Annotated in this window: 21 protein-coding genes; 10 read left to right on the top strand and 11 right to left on the bottom strand. The window is 66.7% G+C overall.

Annotated features, from left to right (window positions below):
• Window positions 1-18: 18 nt before the first annotated feature.
• Complete coding sequence (locus E3O23_RS12965) at window positions 19-495, top strand: GNAT family N-acetyltransferase (RefSeq protein ID WP_134491629.1); 477 nt, start codon at window positions 19-21, stop codon at window positions 493-495.
• Between the two features lie 58 nt (window positions 496-553).
• Window positions 554-844 carry a hypothetical protein gene (locus E3O23_RS12960; protein ID WP_134491627.1) on the top strand — a complete coding sequence of 97 codons (291 nt, stop codon included), beginning with the start codon at window positions 554-556 and terminating at the stop codon, window positions 842-844.
• Here the strand turns inward: E3O23_RS12960 and E3O23_RS12955 are convergent.
• The 4 genes from E3O23_RS12955 to E3O23_RS12940 form a co-directional block, all read right to left on the bottom strand.
• Window positions 841-1,437 (bottom strand): dienelactone hydrolase family protein, encoded by a 597-nt coding sequence (locus tag E3O23_RS12955; RefSeq protein ID WP_134491625.1) that lies wholly within the window; start codon window positions 1,435-1,437, stop codon window positions 841-843. The genes E3O23_RS12960 and E3O23_RS12955 overlap by 4 nt on opposite strands.
• Before the next feature lie 161 nt (window positions 1,438-1,598).
• Window positions 1,599-1,919: a GYD domain-containing protein gene (locus E3O23_RS12950; RefSeq protein ID WP_134491623.1), complete on the bottom strand. Its 321-nt coding sequence runs from the start codon at window positions 1,917-1,919 to the stop codon at window positions 1,599-1,601.
• Window positions 1,920-2,075: 156 nt separating this feature from the next.
• On the bottom strand, window positions 2,076-2,681 hold the full coding sequence (locus E3O23_RS12945) for a DUF2238 domain-containing protein (RefSeq protein WP_134491621.1): 606 nt from the start codon (window positions 2,679-2,681) through the stop codon (window positions 2,076-2,078).
• The gene (locus E3O23_RS12940) at window positions 2,678-3,556 is read right to left on the bottom strand and encodes an endonuclease/exonuclease/phosphatase family protein (protein WP_134491619.1); all 879 of its coding nucleotides are present in this window, start codon (window positions 3,554-3,556) and stop codon (window positions 2,678-2,680) included. The genes E3O23_RS12945 and E3O23_RS12940 overlap by 4 nt, the downstream gene beginning before the upstream one ends.
• Window positions 3,557-3,645: 89 nt before the next feature.
• On the opposite strand from E3O23_RS12940, the gene E3O23_RS12935 reads away from it, so the two are divergent.
• Window positions 3,646-4,596, top strand: coding sequence for an NAD(P)-dependent alcohol dehydrogenase (locus E3O23_RS12935; protein WP_134491617.1), 951 nt, complete (start codon window positions 3,646-3,648; stop codon window positions 4,594-4,596).
• Here E3O23_RS12935 and E3O23_RS12930 read toward each other — a convergent pair.
• Entirely contained in the window at window positions 4,593-5,516 is a 924-nt protein-coding gene (locus tag E3O23_RS12930; protein WP_134491702.1) for a 5'-3' exonuclease, read from the bottom strand. The two genes, E3O23_RS12935 and E3O23_RS12930, sit on opposite strands and share 4 nt — an antisense overlap.
• An 87-nt stretch (window positions 5,517-5,603) precedes the next feature.
• Window positions 5,604-6,383 carry a PspA/IM30 family protein gene (locus tag E3O23_RS12925; protein ID WP_134491615.1) on the bottom strand — a complete coding sequence of 260 codons (780 nt, stop codon included), beginning with the start codon at window positions 6,381-6,383 and terminating at the stop codon, window positions 5,604-5,606.
• A 62-nt stretch (window positions 6,384-6,445) separates the two neighbouring features.
• Between E3O23_RS12925 and E3O23_RS18700 the strand changes: the two genes are divergently transcribed.
• The 4 genes from E3O23_RS18700 to E3O23_RS12910 all read left to right on the top strand — a co-directional run bounded on the left by E3O23_RS18700 (window position 6,446) and on the right by E3O23_RS12910 (window position 8,240).
• Window positions 6,446-6,571 carry a hypothetical protein gene (locus tag E3O23_RS18700; protein WP_255453306.1) on the top strand — a complete coding sequence of 42 codons (126 nt, stop codon included), beginning with the start codon at window positions 6,446-6,448 and terminating at the stop codon, window positions 6,569-6,571.
• 621 nt (window positions 6,572-7,192) lie between these two features.
• Complete coding sequence (locus tag E3O23_RS12920) at window positions 7,193-7,669, top strand: iron chaperone (protein WP_134491613.1); 477 nt, start codon at window positions 7,193-7,195, stop codon at window positions 7,667-7,669.
• A 62-nt stretch (window positions 7,670-7,731) separates the two neighbouring features.
• On the top strand, window positions 7,732-7,983 hold the full coding sequence (locus tag E3O23_RS12915) for a type II toxin-antitoxin system Phd/YefM family antitoxin (RefSeq protein WP_134491611.1): 252 nt from the start codon (window positions 7,732-7,734) through the stop codon (window positions 7,981-7,983).
• On the top strand, window positions 7,980-8,240 hold the full coding sequence (locus E3O23_RS12910; RefSeq protein WP_134491609.1) for a Txe/YoeB family addiction module toxin: 261 nt from the start codon (window positions 7,980-7,982) through the stop codon (window positions 8,238-8,240). Before E3O23_RS12915 ends, E3O23_RS12910 begins: the two co-directional genes overlap by 4 nt.
• Before the next feature lie 147 nt (window positions 8,241-8,387).
• On the opposite strand, the gene E3O23_RS12905 is transcribed toward E3O23_RS12910, so the two are convergent.
• Window positions 8,388-10,004, bottom strand: a complete 1,617-nt coding sequence (locus E3O23_RS12905; protein WP_134491607.1) for an isocitrate lyase — start codon at window positions 10,002-10,004, stop codon at window positions 8,388-8,390.
• Between the two features lie 368 nt (window positions 10,005-10,372).
• Between E3O23_RS12905 and E3O23_RS12900 the strand changes: the two genes are divergently transcribed.
• On the top strand, window positions 10,373-10,699 hold the full coding sequence (locus tag E3O23_RS12900; protein ID WP_134491605.1) for a thioredoxin family protein: 327 nt from the start codon (window positions 10,373-10,375) through the stop codon (window positions 10,697-10,699).
• 38 nt (window positions 10,700-10,737) lie between these two features.
• Here the strand turns inward: E3O23_RS12900 and E3O23_RS12895 are convergent, their stop codons facing one another.
• Window positions 10,738-11,019, bottom strand: coding sequence for a hypothetical protein (locus tag E3O23_RS12895; protein ID WP_134491603.1), 282 nt, complete (start codon window positions 11,017-11,019; stop codon window positions 10,738-10,740).
• A 442-nt stretch (window positions 11,020-11,461) separates the two neighbouring features.
• Here E3O23_RS12895 and E3O23_RS12890 point away from each other — a divergent pair, with 442 nt between their 5' ends.
• Together E3O23_RS12890 and E3O23_RS12885 are read left to right on the top strand one after the other, a co-directional pair.
• Window positions 11,462-12,031: a hypothetical protein gene (locus E3O23_RS12890; protein WP_166790502.1), complete on the top strand. Its 570-nt coding sequence runs from the start codon at window positions 11,462-11,464 to the stop codon at window positions 12,029-12,031.
• Complete coding sequence (locus tag E3O23_RS12885) at window positions 12,028-12,450, top strand: RNA polymerase sigma factor (RefSeq protein ID WP_134491599.1); 423 nt, start codon at window positions 12,028-12,030, stop codon at window positions 12,448-12,450. Before E3O23_RS12890 ends, E3O23_RS12885 begins: the two co-directional genes overlap by 4 nt.
• 210 nt (window positions 12,451-12,660) lie before the next feature.
• On the opposite strand, the gene E3O23_RS12880 is transcribed toward E3O23_RS12885, so the two are convergent.
• From E3O23_RS12880 to E3O23_RS12870, 3 genes are all read right to left on the bottom strand, one after another.
• Entirely contained in the window at window positions 12,661-13,686 is a 1,026-nt protein-coding gene (locus E3O23_RS12880) for an NYN domain-containing protein (protein WP_134491597.1), read from the bottom strand.
• 116 nt (window positions 13,687-13,802) lie between these two features.
• Window positions 13,803-14,276, bottom strand: coding sequence for a DUF1990 family protein (locus tag E3O23_RS12875; protein WP_134491595.1), 474 nt, complete (start codon window positions 14,274-14,276; stop codon window positions 13,803-13,805).
• Between the two features lie 268 nt (window positions 14,277-14,544).
• Window positions 14,545-15,984 (bottom strand): protein kinase domain-containing protein, encoded by a 1,440-nt coding sequence (locus E3O23_RS12870; protein WP_166790501.1) that lies wholly within the window; start codon window positions 15,982-15,984, stop codon window positions 14,545-14,547.
• Window positions 15,985-16,414: the final 430 nt, after the last annotated feature.

The following is a 16,414-nucleotide window of genomic DNA, read 5'->3' as shown; positions in this document are numbered from 1 at the left end:
AGAAAGTACGCTGACTGGATGAGCCTCCTGCGCGCCGCCGAACCGTCCGATCTCCGCGAGATCCTCCGCCTCATCGTGGAGCTCGCCGTCTACGAAAAGGAGCCCGATGCGGTCGTAGCCACCGAGGACGGGTTGCGATCGGCCCTGTTCGGCGAGAGCCCCGCCGTCTTTGCGCTGGTCGTGGACGGCCCGGAGGAGGGCACGCTCGCCGGGGTGGCCCTGTGGTACCTCACCTTCTCGACCTGGGAGGGCGTGCACGGCATCCACCTCGAGGACCTCTACGTGCGCCCCGCCTTCCGCGGCAGCGGATACGGGAAGGCATTGCTGACGCGGCTCGCGGCGATCTGCGTCGAGCGCGGCTATGCCCGCCTCGAGTGGGCTGTCCTGGACTGGAACGACCCGGCGATCGGCTTCTACAAGTCGCTCGGCGCCGTGCCGCTCGACGGGTGGAGCACGTTCCGGCTCGATGGCGACGCGCTGACGCAGACGGCCTAGACGCACATCGCTCGGCGCCGAGATGCGGGAGACTTGACGTTCACGAAAGAGGAACCACATGATCAATCTCACCCAGGACGCCGACGGCTTCATCCGGATGAACCGGCACTTCCCGGCCGGTTCGCTCATTTCGATCACCTTCACGGACGGGTCCGTGGAGACGTTCTCCGGCCGGCGCCTGAACGACATCTATGACGAGGCCGTGATGGTGTACCGAGCGACGAATCACCTCGACGCGAAAGGGTTCTCGCGGCTCCCCGCGAAGACCGTGCACCCCTCGAAGAACATCCAGTTCGTGCCCGTTCGTCCCGGAATGGCCACGATGGCGCCTGGGAACACTCCGGGCTAGGCCGTCGACGGTTCCTGGCTGACGTCCCCGAGGAAGCGCAGCACCCGCTCGGTGAGGAGGGTGGCCGCAGGCCCGTCGTAGGCAGGCAGGCTGTTGTCGGCGAACAGGTGCTCACCGCCGGGGTAGAGGAACAGCCCGGTATCCGGCGTCGTCTCGACGAGTGCGCGGGCCGCGTCGATGTCGCCCTCATCGACGAAGTACGCGTCCGCATCCATGCCGTGGATCTGGACGGGCACTCCCTCGGGCCACGCGCCGCCGAACTCGGATGTCGGGACGCACGAATGGAACAGGAGCGCGCCCTTCGCCCCGGGCCGGGTCTGGGCCAGCATCTGTGCCGGCAACACCCCGACGGAGAACCCGGCGTAGACGAGCTCGCGGGGCAGTCCGTCGCCGGCCGCCCGTCCACGCTCGATGATGGTGCTGAATCCCACTCGCTGGGCGTAGGCCACACCGTCGTCCAGGTCGTCGAAGACCTGCCCGTCGTAGAGATCGGGGGTATGCACGGTGTGACCGGCGAGCCTGAGGTTCTCGGCGAAGTCAAGGACACCGGACGTCAGTCCGTGCGCGTGATGGAACAACAGCACTTCGGCCATCTGCTTTCCTCGCTTCTCGGCGCGCGGGAGCGCCGTCGGAGTGATTGTGGCACATGCCGGGCGCGCTGCCTTGTCGACCCGTCAATCCCTCGAAGCGGTCCGCGCTACTTGGTGATCCGCAGAACGACAGTCTGGCTGCCGGGTGAGTTGCGCCCTGGCTACTATTTCCCGGGGGCCCGGTACGACGGCGTCTTCCTGGCCGCGTCGTCGAGATCCTCCGGTGTCATCAGCGGCTTGAGGCGCACTTGCACGCTGCCCGTCGAATTGATCAGAAGCGACAGGGCGGCGGCGGCGGCCGGTTCCGGGACCTCGATGATCCCCAGGACGTCGGTCTCCCCGAAGGCGTAGTAGAAACTCTCGAGTGAGCCTCCTACGGACTTGACGGCCTCGACGAGCGCGTCCCGGCGCTTCGTGCCGCCCTCACGCATGAGGCCCTTGATGCCCTCGCCGACGTAGTTCGCTTCGAACAGATACTTCGTCATGTTCTTCCTGTCCTGTGATGTCCGGGACGCAGGCATCGAACTGTGCCCGACCGGATGAGAGGAGCTCCCGGAGCTGGTCCCCGGAGTGGGGTTGTGCGCACATAGTAGGCCTTCCTCTTTGCGCTGGCTACGGACGTTGGAGGGCGGCTGCCCGGCTCAGTCGAGGGCAGGGGCGCGCAGGGGGGCCGCAGCGGAAGCGCGGCCCATCAGGAACGGCATGCTGAAGCCCGCGACCACGGCGCCGGCAGCGCCCCAGGCCAGGTCCCCGATCGAATCGACGTACCCGACGAAAATCTTCCCGTCGATGAAGGTATGCCCGAACCACTCGAAGACTTCCCAGAGCACGCCGAGTGAGAGCCCCAGGGCGGCGGTCATCACGACGGCCGACACCATCGGCCGCGGGAGCGTCGCGGCGTCGGCCACGATCCCGAGCCGCACCAGCCCGATGTAGCACAGCGCGGCGCAGAGTCCGTTGGTGAGGAAGTGCATCGGGAGATCCCACCAGCGCGTCGAGATGTAGATGTGCAGCACGCTGCTCCAGACGGCGACGAGCAGCACGATGCCGAACGCGATGTCGACGCTCGGCCGGACGCCCAGCGGGCGGGGGAGGAGCATCCCGCCGGCCACGAACGCGAGGCTCACCCCCTCGATCGGGCCCCAGCCGACGCCCGCGACCACGATGCAGATGAGGGCCAGCACCCGGAGCGCGTCGGCGGCCGTCTCGGCGGCTCCCGAAGGCGCCCGCAGGAATGACCCGGTCATGGCATCACACTAGACGGGTCCGATGCCCCAGGCGACCGGTCGCCGGAGTGCAGCACCGCCTGAACCGGTTCGTGATCGGATGCCGCACTGCTGTCGAACCGGACGGCGTTGATCCCCGCGCTCGCCACGGTGACTCCGTGCCCCACCAGGATGAGGTCGATGCGTTTGGCGCCCGCGCGCCGGCGCCGGTAGTTCGAATAGGTGCCCCATTGCGGCGTGAGGCGCTCGGCCGCCACCTCCCAGGCGTCCCGGAGCGCCCCGTCTGCCGTGAGCCGGCGGTAGACGGCCGAGTCCACGTTCGCGTTGAAGTCGCCGGTCACGACGATCGCGGCGTCCGGCTCCGCCGCGCGAGCGGCCCGCACGAGACCCAGGATGAACGTCGCCGATTCGAGCCTCGAACGCCACGAGAGGTGATCCAAGTGGGTGTTGAAGGCGAGCAGCCGTGCTCCGGTCGCGGTGTCCGTGAAGTCGGCTGACACGACCACCCGCGGCGTCAGGTTTCCCCACGATCTGGACCCGGGCTGCTCCGGCGTCGTGGACAGGGCGTGTTGCCGCCAAGCGGTCAGCTCCAGCCGCCGCGAGTCGTAGAAGACCGCGCATCGTTCGTCCTGCCCGGAGGCTTTGCGGCCGTGGCCGACCCACCGGTAGTGCGGTCCGAGGGCGTCCGCAACGAACTCGGCCTGGTCGGCCAACGCCTCCTGCACGCCCAGCAGCGTCGGCTGCTCGGCCGCGAGGATGCGTCGAACGAGTCGCTTGCGGGTGGCCCAGCGATCCGGGCTTCCCGGCCGGAGGTGGGGGAAACGCCGGCGGATGTTGTAGCTCATCACGTGCAGGTCGGGGGCGTCCACCGGGCCGATCAGCGCGGCATCCGTCATGCGCCCAGCGTACGCTCATCGGGTTTGTGCTCCCGTACACTCACTCACATGTTCAGTTCCCCGCACCGCGCGCTTTCCGGACGGTCAGCATGAGGGCCGTCGTCTACGACCGGTATGGCACGCCCGACCGGCTGCGGGTCGAGGAGGTTCCGACGCCGTCGCCCGGCGCGAACCAGGTGCTCGTCGAGGTCGCCGCGACATCCGTCAATCTCTCGGACTGGGAATGCCTGCGGGGATCTCCGATGTACGCGCGGATCGGGGGACTGCGCGCCCCGGCGCGCCGGGTGCTCGGATCCGACATCGCCGGCCGCGTCGCGTCTGTGGGCTCCGGCGTCACCCGGTTCCGCCTGGGTGATGAGGTGTACGGCGACAATCTGGGTCTCATGGGCGGCTTCGCCGACTACGCGGTGGCGCCCGAGGCGGCGCTCGCACATAAGCCGGGGGAGTTGACGTTCGCCGAGGCCTCGACACTGCCCCAGGCGGGCTCGATCGCGCTTCAGGGAACCGCCGGCGTTCGCCGCGGGCAGCGCGTGCTGATCAACGGGGCGGGCGGCGGGTCGGGCTCGCTCGCGATCCAGCTCGCCAAGCTCGCCGGGGCGCACGTGACCGGCGTCGACAACGCGGGCAAGCAGGATTTCATGAGAGAACTCGGGGCCGACGCAGTGGTCGACTATCGCAGCGCGGACTTCACCCGGCTCGAACCGTTCGACCTCGTGCTCGATCTCGTCGCGCACCGATCCGTCTTCGCCTACCGGCGGGCGCTGGCTCCCGGCGGCCGCTACCTCTGCGTCGGCGGAACCGTGCGAACGCTGCTGCGGGTGGCGACGATCGGGGCCACGCTGGGCCTCCTCACCGGGCGCCGACTCGGGGTCCTCATGGTGAGGCAGGGCCCGGCTCACTTCGAGCCCGTCGCCGAGCGCTGCGTCGCCGGCGATCTTCGCACCCACATCGACCGCACCTTCCCGCTCGACGACGTGCCGCTGGCGCTCGCCCGCGTCGGTGAGGGGCGCGCGCTCGGCAAGGTGGTCGTCACGCCCTAAGAACTCAATGCGCCCAGGGCGTCTCGGGCGCGCGTCATCGATGCCCCGAGCCCCCAGTGGGCGCCGAGTCGATCCAGTTCGGCTGCCTGTTCGCGAGTGCTGACCCGGATACGGGCGTCGAACGCCGGCAGGTCGAGGTCGCGCACGACCTTGACCACCGCCGGGGCGACCGTCAGGTAGTCGGCGGCGGCGAGGATCCGGGCGCGCACGGGCGCTGCCATCCCGGATGCCGGGGCGGCCGCTGCGGCGATGATCCCGTCGAGGTTTCCGTAGGCCGACAGCAGCCTGACTGCCGTTTTCTCTCCCACGCCGGGCACCCCGGGCAGTCCATCCGATGCGTCTCCGCGCAGCGCCGCAAAGTCCGCGTACTGCGCCGGAGTGACCCCGTACTTGGCCTCGAGCGCGGCATCCGTCAGAATCTCGAGCCGTGCCATGCCGCGACCGGTGTAGATCACCCGCACCTCGCGAGAGTCGTCGACCAGCTGGAATAGGTCACGGTCACCGGTGACGACATCCACGGGGATCGGAGAATGCGATGCCAGCGTGCCGATGACATCGTCTGCCTCGTGATCCGGGGCGCCGACGACCGGCACGCCGAGCGCGCCGAGAACCTCGCGGATGACCGCGACCTGCGGTGTGAGCAGGTCCGGAACCTCCTCGAGCGGAGGGTCCGCATCGGCCGGTTGCGCCGCGGCCACCCGGTGGGTCTTGTAGGTGGGGATCAGATCCACGCGCCACTGCGGTCGCCAGGCGTCGTCCCAGCAGGCCACGATTTCGCTCGGCTGGAACTCGGAGGCGAGCCGAGCGACGATGTCGAGCAGCCCGCGTACGGCGTTCACGGGCATCCCGTTCGGCGCGCGCATGGAGTCGGGCACCGCGTAGAACGCGCGGAAGTACAGTGCGGCCGTGTCGAGGAGCATCCGGCGTTCAGGGTGATCGGTCACGGCCGCATCCTCCCACATCGGCCGGTCGAGCGCGGCGAACGCCGCCGCGGGGGCCCGGTTCGCTCAGGGCGCGTTCGGGTGTTGTCCGATGCTCAGCCACGCGTCTGTTCCGGCACCCGGAGTAGTGGTGCCGCGGCCCCTGTCCGAAGCGCCGCCGTTCTTCATGGCCTGAAGTTGACGTTCGACGTCCGCTTTCATTGCACCCGCCGACAATTGCCGTTCGAGGTCGGCGTCGGGTGGGGCGGTGAGATCGTTGAGCGCGCCGCTGGCGAGCAGCTTGTCGGTGGCGGCCGCGCGGGCCTGCATCTGGGCGACCCGGTTTCTGGCCCGGTCGAGGTTGGCGCCGACGTCGCTCACTTGGGCGCCGATGCCCGCCGCGGCCTCGTTTGCCCTGACCTGCGCTTCGGAGGCGGCATAGGTGGCCTTCATCGTCTCCTTTTCGGTGCGGAATGCGGCGACCCGTTCGGCCAGACGCCGCTCATTGTCTTGCAGCTGCGCCTGCTGCTGCTGCAAGGCGATGTGCTGGTCGCGGAGCGCTGCGACCTGGCCCTCGAGGAGGGCGCGGCGCTCCAGGGCGGTCCGGGCGAGGTCCTCCCGGCCCTGGTTGAGCGCCTCCTGGGCCTGGTCGGCCAGCCGCTGGTAGCGGGCACCCATTTCCTGCCCCTGCAGTTCGATCCGTTTCTTCGCCGTCGCGACCTCGGCCAACCCCTGGCGAACCTGCTGGAGCATCTTCACCTGCTGCTCGTAGCTGTCGTCCAGCGCTTCACCGGGGTCTTCCAACCGGTCGAGGGCGCGGGAGGTCTTGCTGCGGAAGATGACTCGCAGCCGTGAAGTGACGCTCATGATTCGTTCCCCCTCAAGAGGCCATCCATCGATAGCTGTCGACGCGAATCGGGCATTCCGTCGTGTCCGTTGAGCACCCGCAGCTCCTGGACTCCGGCATTCAGGGCGGAGACCTCGCGGTCGACCTCAGAGCGCAGCGTCTTAAGCGTGTCGTCGGTGAGGTCCCCGAGGCCGGCAGCGACCGCTGAGCGCAGTCGGCGCACCAACCCGGCCACCTGGTCGACGCGGCCGGGCCACAGGTAGCCCCTCGGCGAGTACAAGGGAATCACTCTCGCTCGCCATCAGCCGCAACTGGGAGTCCAGCGTGACACCCTCGCTCTGGATGCGACGGAAGAGTCGCGGAAGTTCACCACGGGGGCCGGCGCCGAGCACTGCCAGGTCGACGGCAGCCTGCCCGCTGTCGAGGGTTTCCTGCAGCCTCAACCGGAGTTTCAGGACCTCGTGCTGCGGACCCCAACTCAAGCGGGTGCGAGTGCGCAGCACTGTGCCGGTCAGAGCGCGACTGCGGCGAATGCGTTTGTACAGTGCCCGAGCGATGACGGCCAACGTGAGGACACCCGCAAGCATGATGATCGCGAGTGTCAGCAGGATGCCAGTGAGTGTTGTCACGCGTGGCACCGATCCTTTCCGCATACCGCTCCGATCACGGCACGATCTAACGGCCAAAATACGCTCGTTACCGTCGAGTTGTCACAATTCCCAGCGAGTTCGAGATCTACCGCTACGGCAGGGCCGTGCTGGGCCTAATCTTTCGGCATGCCGACAACGTTGCTCCCGGCTGGGCGCGACGAGATGAGGAGCGACCAGCTATGAAGAAGCAGGAATCCGCCAGGACGACGACGGCGAAGGGCCAACCGTCAGAGGGGTTCTCGGAGGAGGAACGGGCTGCCATCAAGGAGCGCGCTGCCGAGCTGAGAGCGGAGAAGCGGCGCGGCCAAGACGCGAACAAGAAGGCGGAGGATGAAACCGCCGTGCTCGCGGCGATTGCGGGGATGCCGGATTCGGACCGCGTCCTGGCCGAGCGCCTCCACGCCGTGATCGCCGCGAGCGCCCCGCAACTCGCGCCCAGGCTCTGGTACGGGATGCCTGCGTACGCCAGGGACGGCAAGGTGGTCTGCTTCTTCCAGGGCGCGCAGAAATTCAAGACGAGGTACGCGACGCTCGGCTTCAGCGACGAGGCCAACCTCGACGAGGGTGCCCTCTGGCCGACGGCCTTTGCCCTGACCGAGTTCACCGCGGCCGACGAGGCAAAGATCGCCGCGCTCGTTAAACGTGCGGTGAATTGACATCCGACCCGCCACCGGGCCGCATGCCGTGACGTACACTATTACGTACAAGGAGGCCTCTAATGAGAACCATGACGTATTCGGAATCACGAGCGCGCTACGCCGAGACGCTGTCCCGGGTGGTCGATGATCGTGAGGAAGTCGTCATCACCCGCGCCGGGCATGAGCCGGTTGTGATCGTCTCTCTCGATGAGTACGAGTCGCTCAAGGAGACGGCCTACCTGCTGAGGAATCCGGCCAATGCGCGACGACTCCTCGGATCGATCGAACGGCTAGAGTCCGGACGTGGCACCGTGAACGACCTGACCGAGTGAAATTCGTCTGGGATGAGGCTGCTTGGGAGGACTACGAATGGTGGCAGTCCCAAGACCGCAAGATCCTCAAACGTATCAACGCTCTCCTCCGTGATGTCGCAAGAAACGGAAACGAGGGCATCGGAAAGCCCGAGCCCTTGAAACATGGCTTCCAGGGTTACTGGTCGCGGCGCATCACCGAGGAGCACCGTCTCATCTACAAGGTTGAAGGCGACGAAGTCCGCATCGCGGGGTGCCGCTACCACTACGGGAACTGATAGTCCGAAAGCCGCACGCCAGCTGCCGAACGTGTACTGGGCGCCGTTAGCACGGCGATGCCGGCTCCGGCACAGATGCCCGCACAACGAGGAAGCCCCAGTCAGCTGACTGGGGCTTCCTCGTTGTGCGTCGACGGGCCTGTCGTGTTAGTGGCTTGTCAAAACCGGCTCCTCGAACTGGTTCATCGTGTTGTTCTTGCCACCCGCCTTCAGCGCGGCCTCGCCGGCAAAGTACTCCTTGTGGTTGTCACCGATGTCGGATCCGGACATGTTCTGGTGCTTGACCGTGGCGATTCCCTCGCGGATCTCGCGACGCTGCACGCCCTTCACGTAGGCGAGCATGCCCTGGTCTGCGAAGTACCCCTTGGCCAGGTCGTCGGTGGAGAGCGCGGCCGTGTGGTACGTCGGCAGGGTGATGAGGTGGTGGAAGATTCCGGCCTCGGCAGAGCCGTCGCGCTGGAACGTGCGGATGCTCTCGTCGGCAATCTGGGCGAGCTCGGTCTCGTCGTAGACGACGCTCATGAGCTTGGCGCGGTCGTAGGCCGATACGTCCTTGCCCTCTGCGAGCAGGTTGTCATAGGCCTGCTGGCGGAAGTTGAGCGTCCAGTTGAACGACGGGCTGTTGTTGTAGACAAGCTTGGCGTTCGGGATGACCTTGCGCACCTCGTTCATCATTCCGGCGATCTGGGCGACGTGCGGCTTCTCGGTCTCGATCCAGAGCAGGTCCGCGCCGTTCTGCAGCGAGGTGATGCTGTCGAGCACGCAGCGGGCCTCGCCGGTTCCCTGACGGAACTGGAACAGGTTGCTGGCCAGGCGCTTCGGGCGCAGGAGCTTGCCATCGCGCTTGATCACGACATCCCCGTTGCCGAGCTCTGCCTCGGTGATCTCGTCGACGTCGAGGAAGGAGTTGTACTGGTCGCCCAGGTCTCCGGGCTGGTAGGTCACGGCGAGCTTCTGCGTGAGGCCGGCACCGAGCGAGTCGGTGCGGGAGACGATGATGCCGTTGTCGATGCCGAGCTCGAGGAACGCGTAACGCACGGCGTTGATCTTTGCGATGAAGTCCTCGTGGGGAACGGTGACCTTGCCGTCCTGGTGGCCGCACTGCTTCTCGTCCGAGACCTGGTTCTCGATCTGGATGGCGCAGGCACCGGCCTCGATCATCTTCTTGGCAAGGAGGTAGGTCGCCTCGGGGTTGCCGAAACCGGCGTCGATGTCGGCGATGATCGGCACGACGTGGGTCTCGTAGTTGTCGATCTGGTCCTGGATCGCCGCGGCCCTGGCGTCGTTGCCGGCGGCGCGGGCATCATCCAGGGCGGTGAAGAGCAGGTCCAGCTCGCGGGCGTCGGCCTGGCGGAGGAAGGTGTAGAGCTCCTCGACCAGCGCGGGGACGGCCGTCTTCTCATGCATGGACTGGTCGGGGAGCGGACCGAACTCGCTCCGCAGCGCGGCGACCATCCAGCCGGACAGGTAGAGGTAGCGCTTGTTCGTCGTCTTCAGGTGCTTCTTGATTGAGATCATCTTCTGCTGGCCGATGAAGCCGTGCCAGACGCCCAGCGACTGGGTGTAGACGGAGGAATCGGCGTCGTACTCCGCCATGTCCTTGCGCATGATGTCGGCGGTGTACTGGGCGATCTCCAGGCCAGTCTTGAAGCGGTTCTGTGCGCGCATACGGGCGACCGACTCCGGGTCGATCGCGTCCCAGCTGCTTCCGAACGCATGCTTCAGAGCTTCGATGGCCTCGGTATCGTCCTGATAGATGGTCATTTGTTTTCCTTCGACGTGGGAGTTGTGCTGTGCCGGGACGGCTGAATCGGCGGCCCGGTATCGGCCGCTAAATGAAGACTGCGGCAAGAAGTACGGGTCTTCTCCGGGAATCGGGGCAGAACTTTTGCGATTCTTCTCCGCCAGAGAAGAAAATCCACAGACCCTCGGCCGTCGAATTGGGTCTTGTGCGTCCCAGATCGCAGAGCGCGGGGCCTTCCGGCGCTTAGGTTTATGGCTGAAGTCACATTTCGCTTATGCATGCTGACCGTACGAGAGGCCAATCCTTTGATGCGTGGACCCGGGAGCCGTTCGGCTGCCCCAGCGAGGTGGAGGTGAGCAACGACCAGCGCGCCCGCTCGAATCCCTCGATGAAGATTGAAATACTCCGCATCGGCGAATGCGCGAACTGGGAAGAGGCCAGCCGACGCGCGCGCATCGCACTCGCGGCAGTCGGCGCGCTCGACTCCACCGTCGAATACCGGCTTCTGTCATCTCCGGAGGACGCTGCGCGGGTTCCCTTCGCCGGCTCGCCAACCATCCTGGTCAACGGGATCGATGCGTTCCCCGGCGGGGACCGCACGACGGATCTGGCCTGCCGGGTCTACACCGACCAGGGTCTCGCCGGACTTCCCACGACCGAGCAGCTTCGCGTCGCACTCACCCAATCCACCATCAGGGAAGGAAGGCACTCCTGACCCGAGGGCGTTTCCTCAGATGATGGATTCCTCGGCTGTCAGTCTGTTCCGAGGGTTCCGACCATCCAGAGTTTGCCCTTGGCGCAGTCGCGTTCGGTCCACGTGTCGTTGAAGGAGTCAATACCGCCGCCGCCCATGGCAAGGGGTGCCCCCGAACGCGCCACGACGTTCTTGCCGGCGTCAAGCACTTCGAAGGACGTTGAATCGCCTCTGGCGGTGTACCCCTTGGGCCAGACCAGACTCACCGGCCCTCCGGCCGTCTCCGCCCGCACGCAGCCGTCTCCGTCGACTGCCAATGTGCCCCGGAGCAGCGCTTCCATGCCGCTCAGCGTCGATGAATCAGACGTGACGAGTCGGAGAGGGGAGGACGCACACGCGCTGACCGCCGACACCAGAGCCACGGCCGATCCAAGAATTAGCAGTCGTGACCACGGTGTGCGCATGGGGCGGACTCTACTCTCGCGCAATGAAGATGGACCGTACCGCGCCGGTGTGCCGATCCGCCGCCGCATTCGCCGCTGGGTTGCATGAGATCTGTCACGTTTCGTACCACGCGCGACATGAAGAGGTATGGACGATTCGACAGACAATGCGGAAGCGCGGATCCGCGCGCTGGGACAGCTGCGGCTCCCCGACGGGGTGCACGACGAGACCGTGGCCCTGGCCCTTCTGTTTGAGGATCCGCAGGTGCGCTCGGCTATGGAGCGAAACCCGCGGCGGCGGGGGCGGTTTCGTGCATTCTCTCGCGCACACCGAGTTCTGGTGGGCAGTCTCATCGCGCTCGCCGGCGTGGGCGTCGCTGTCCCAGCGGCCGCCTTCACCTCCTGGCTCGCCCGCACCGGCGAGTTCGGCGACCCCTCGACGAGTACCGAGGTAGACGACACCGAGTGGATCGACCTCGGCGCCCCAGACGCCCCCCAGATCGTCATCGAGGCATACCCTGACTACCTGACTCTGCCGAAGGGAGTTCCCCGGGAGGCCGCGATCGCGGATGTCTCCCGCATCTTCGCGAAGCTCGATCTGGACGCAGGTGGAGAGGGCCTCGCCCAGGAGGGTCTGATGACTCAGACCTACGAGAACTTTGCGATCTGTGCCTGGACCGGTGATTGGCTCACCGCCCACCTGGCTTCCGACGCAGCACGCGAGGATCGCGCAGCCACCTGGCTTGGCGACACCGGCAACTTCCCTTCGATGGTCGCCCACGACGGCGGGGGCGTCACCGACGCTCTCCTGAGCTTCGCTGCCGCCGCGCACGACGGTGACGTCAAGACCGTCCATCAGGCATTCGATATGCAATCCTGTGGAGAGCGCCTGGGGGGAGGGAAGCGATGATTCCTGCGACCACGGAGACAGCTGCGCCGGTTCCTTCGCACGCCGATGCCGACGACACTGAGGCTTTCATCCGTTCGATCGCCCACGAGCTGCTCGGATACTTCGCACGCCGCGTGATCCCCAGCGAGGACGCTGCCGACTGCCTCTCCGAGACCCTCCTGGTTCTTTGGCGACGACGCGACCGTCTCCCCAGCGAACACGGCGAGCGACGCGCGTGGAGCTATGGGATCGCTCACCTTGTCCTTGCCGCCCACCGGCGAGGACGCGTGCGTCAACTCTCGCTCGCAACCCGGCTCCGCGAGGAACTCCAGCACCGGCCGATCGCCCCCGAGTCCACGGACGACGACGCGATCACCGCGCTCGCCACGCTCTCCTTGCGCGATCAGGAGCTGGTCTGTCTCGTTGTCTGGAGGGACTGACCATCACCCAGGCAGCCACCGTGCTCGGCATTCGAGCGGAGGCCGCCCGCGCTCGGTACTCCCGGGCACGCCGCACCCTCCGCTCGCGATTGGCCGGTGCATCGGTCACGACCTCCGCCAGCGAGCGCCCTCGCGGGGCCTCGTCGAGGCCGGGGACCTGAGGTCAAACGGTGAATACCGACCTGGCCAAGCCGACCGGTGGCCCGTGGCCTAGCGTCGGCTGTCTGCCGTGGGGCGCAGCCGGATGAGCCGCTGCGGGCCGTCCTCGTCCAGCTCGACCAGGTCGCCGCGCGAGGACAGAAAATCGGTGAAGGAACGGAAGCCGAGCGGCTTCTCGTTGAAGGAGGGGTCCATTCGGCGCATCTGGTTCTTGATCGTGCCCGTGTTGAGCCACTCGTCGGCGTCGCCCTTGGCGTGACCGATCTGCAGCGCGCGCACGAGGAGTTCCGTGCCCAGTGTCTGCGGGTCGATGTTGTCGTCGGCCTCTGGCTCGTCGGACTGCGTGTCCTCGGTGTGCGAGAACATGGGAATCGTCGTGAGCTTGCGGGCCTCGGGGGCCGTGTCGGGTGCCGTGTCGGGTGCCGCGTCGGCAGGTTCCGCGGCCTTCTTGCTCGCCTTGGGCCTCTCCGCGCCGGCGGCAGCGGCGGTAGCGGTGGACTTGTCGATTCCGGGCAGCGAATCGTAGTCCTCGAACTCGTCGCACGCGGCCGCAAGCGAGGTGCTCGTCGAGCCCGCGACGCCGATGCCGACGACGTAGCGACCCAGCCGCTTCGACTTCTGGGCGAGGGCGATGTAATCGGAGTCGCCGGCGATGATGATCACGTGGGTCAGATCGGGCAGTTGGAAGAGGTCTTCGACCACGTCGACGGCCAGGCGGATGTCGGCCCCGTTCTTGGTCCCCCTGGTGGTCGTGGTGAACAGCTGGGTCAGGTCCACCGCTCGAGACATGAGCTGCCGCTGGTAACTCGCGTTGACGGGCACTGACCAGTCGGCGTACGCGCGGTTGACAACCAGGGTGCCGAATGATGCGGCAAAGTCGATGATGGCGTTGAAGTCGACCGTCGCGGCGGCGAGCTTCGCGGCGATCTCGGGGTCGGCATCCCGGCTCGACTTGTCGAAATCGCGGATGCCGTCGCGCTGGAAGGCATTGCGCCCGTGCAGCTGCTGATAGCGCGAGATGACGATGTTGTCGAAGTCGATATAGAGGCCGACGCGTGCATCGTTCGGTTCAGTCATGGTGAGCTCCTCAGCCGCAGGCGGAAGACTCAGTTGCGATCCGGTACCTCCAGTCTGACGGGAGCGAGGTGGCGAGGGCAACTCGGGTGCGCGATCTCCCGGATCGCGCCCTCAGATCAGCTGAGCGAGCGAAGGTAGCGCCCGCGCGCGATTCGCTGCGCGATCCGAAGCAGTGGGTAGAGGGCTCGCCAAGGCTGCTGTGGTGCCGCCCGGGTGAGCGAGCGCACTGTGAGACGTACCTCGTGGCCGTGACGGTGCACGATAAACGCCTCCTCGCCGCTGACAGGGTGCCCTGGCAGGGTGCGGTACGCGAACCCGACCCGGTCTGACTCCTCAACGACGGACACGACCTCCACCGGCTCGAGCACGGTCACGTTGAAGAGTCGTGCCGTGACGACCACGCGGTCGCCTCGCGACACCGGACGGGTTGAGTCCACGGCAAACCCGCTCTCCGTCTTCACCCGCCAGCGGAGCACATCCCTGGTGACGCGCTCCCACACCGCGTCACCGCTTCCCACGACCGCCGACACTTCCGAGCGGCTGAATCTGCGGTCGCTCGCGGGCCATCCACGAAGTTCAGGGCTGGTCATCTGTCCTCCTTCGCTCCGCCAAGCGGACTCTCATAGGGCTTGGTCTCACGTCCCGGCAACACCACGGGCGGAAACGCGGACGACGATGCCCCGCCAACGGGTCCCGACCCCACCACGTCAGCCAAAACAAGGACCACCGTGAGGAAAACCTGACCCATCGAACGCAACACGCTCGTGGTTCTTCTCAGCAGCATGCCTATGTCGTATTTCGCTCTCACTTGATGCCCCCTGTTCGATGGAGCCTACCGACCTGCCCATCACTCGTCGGTCACGAACCGGAAGTTCCCGGGTGGTTCGTCTTCGTCAGCGCCGCCACGGACCGCCGGCTCTCGAGGCGCAGTTCCATTTCGCTCATGACAATCGCGGCGAGGTCGCCGAGGGTGGCGAGTTCCTGTTCCGTCGCCATACGCGGTTCGAAGTCGAGCACGCAGAGCGTGCCGAGGTTGTGTCCGTCCCGCGTGCGCAAGGGCACCCCGGCGTAGAACTGCAGGCCGAAATCCTCGGCGACGAGGGGGTTGGCCAGTGTCCGGGGGTCGAACCGGGCATCCTCGACGACCCAGGGCACGTCATCCAGGATTGCCGAGGCGCAGAGCCCGGGGTGCCTGTCAATGTGGTCGATCTCGAGACCGTGGTGCGACGTGAACCAGATCCGATCGTGATCGACGATCGTGACGAGCGCGACCGGAACGGAGAACACGCGGGCGGCGATCGCCGTGACGCGGTCGAAAGCACCGTCGGCCGGCGCCTCCGGCAGCCGATAGCGCTCGACCGCGAGCATGCGGGCCGCCTCGGTCGACGGCTCGGGAGAGGCAACCACATCCCTGTGCCGACCGGTCTCGGCAGCAACCAGCTGGCGAAGCGCCACGACCAGATCGTGGATGGAGGGACGGTCCTCCGGATTGCGAGCAGTCATGGCCGCCAGCAGCGCCCTCCATTCCGAGGCGATGCCAGGCGGAATGGGCGGATCGCTGCGGAGCCGGGCCAGTGCCGACGGGATCGGGTCGCCGGGAAACGCGACGGTGCGGGTGAAGCACTCGAGGAGAACGAGCCCCAGCGAGTAGATGTCGCTGGGCGACCCCAGCATCTGTCCCCGCGCCTGTTCGGGGCTCAGGTAGGCGGCCGTGCCCGTCGTCACGGTGTCCGTGTCGCGGCGCTCGATGGCGCCGACCAGGGCAATGCCAAAATCGGTCAGTTTCGCGCGGTACCGTGCGCCGCCCTGGCCGTAGTCGACAAGCATGATGTTGGCCGGCTTGACGTCTCGATGCACAACACCCCGATGGTGAATGTATTGCAGGCCTTCGGCCAGGTCGAAGCCGATGTGCGCTATCTGGCGAGCGGTGAGGGAGCCCCCCTCGAGCTGGACCTTGAGATCGTCGCCCGTGACGAGCTCCATGACGAAGTAGACCCGCGGCCGGGCCGCATCCGTGCGGTCGACGCCCGCATCCAGCAGGGTAACGAGGCTGTGGTGGCTCAGGCTCGCCAGGAGGTTCACCTCGTCTTCTTGGCGACGTATCTCCTTCTCGTTTGTCGCGGACGCCTCGAAGACCTTCACCGCGACGTCGCGCCCCAGTGTTTCGTCCCGGGCGCGGTAGACAGACCCCGCGCCGCCTCGACCGATCATTTCCTGCAATCGGTAGCGTCCGCGGAGGCGCGGTGCGCCGGCTTCGGAGACCTCCGGAGAGCGCCCGGCCAAGGTGACGGCGTCCATAGTGAACCTTTGTTTCGTGGCGCCTCCACCACGGCGGTCCGGCGTATCCATTAATAGGACGTAGCTCGAGGCGAATGTGTCACGCCCGACACCGAAATTACTGCTGGAGCCAGCCGGAATCTCTCTGCTTTTCCCTTCGTCCCTTGTCCCGGCAGTCCCCGAGGAGTACTTTTCCCGAATGTGGGGGAAGGCGGGGCGGGACGCTGGCTCACCCGACGCCAGGCGGGCCGTCTCTTATTGAAGGGAAGACTCATGAAACGTATGACAATAGGGTGCGTCGTCGCACTCGGACTCGTTTTCGCTGGCGCCACTGCGGCTCAGGCTGGCGAGACCAGTGGCAACGGTAGCCCGGTCCCCGGCGCAGAGAAGGCGAGCTCGATTTGCGCCTATTCGGGTCAGGACCTCCCCGACGCTCAGGAGAACCAGCCGC

It is taken from the genome of Cryobacterium tagatosivorans (assembly GCF_004402215.1).
GTDB lineage: Bacteria > Actinomycetota > Actinomycetes > Actinomycetales > Microbacteriaceae > Cryobacterium > Cryobacterium tagatosivorans.
This window is presented reverse-complemented; position numbering and strand designations above follow the sequence as displayed.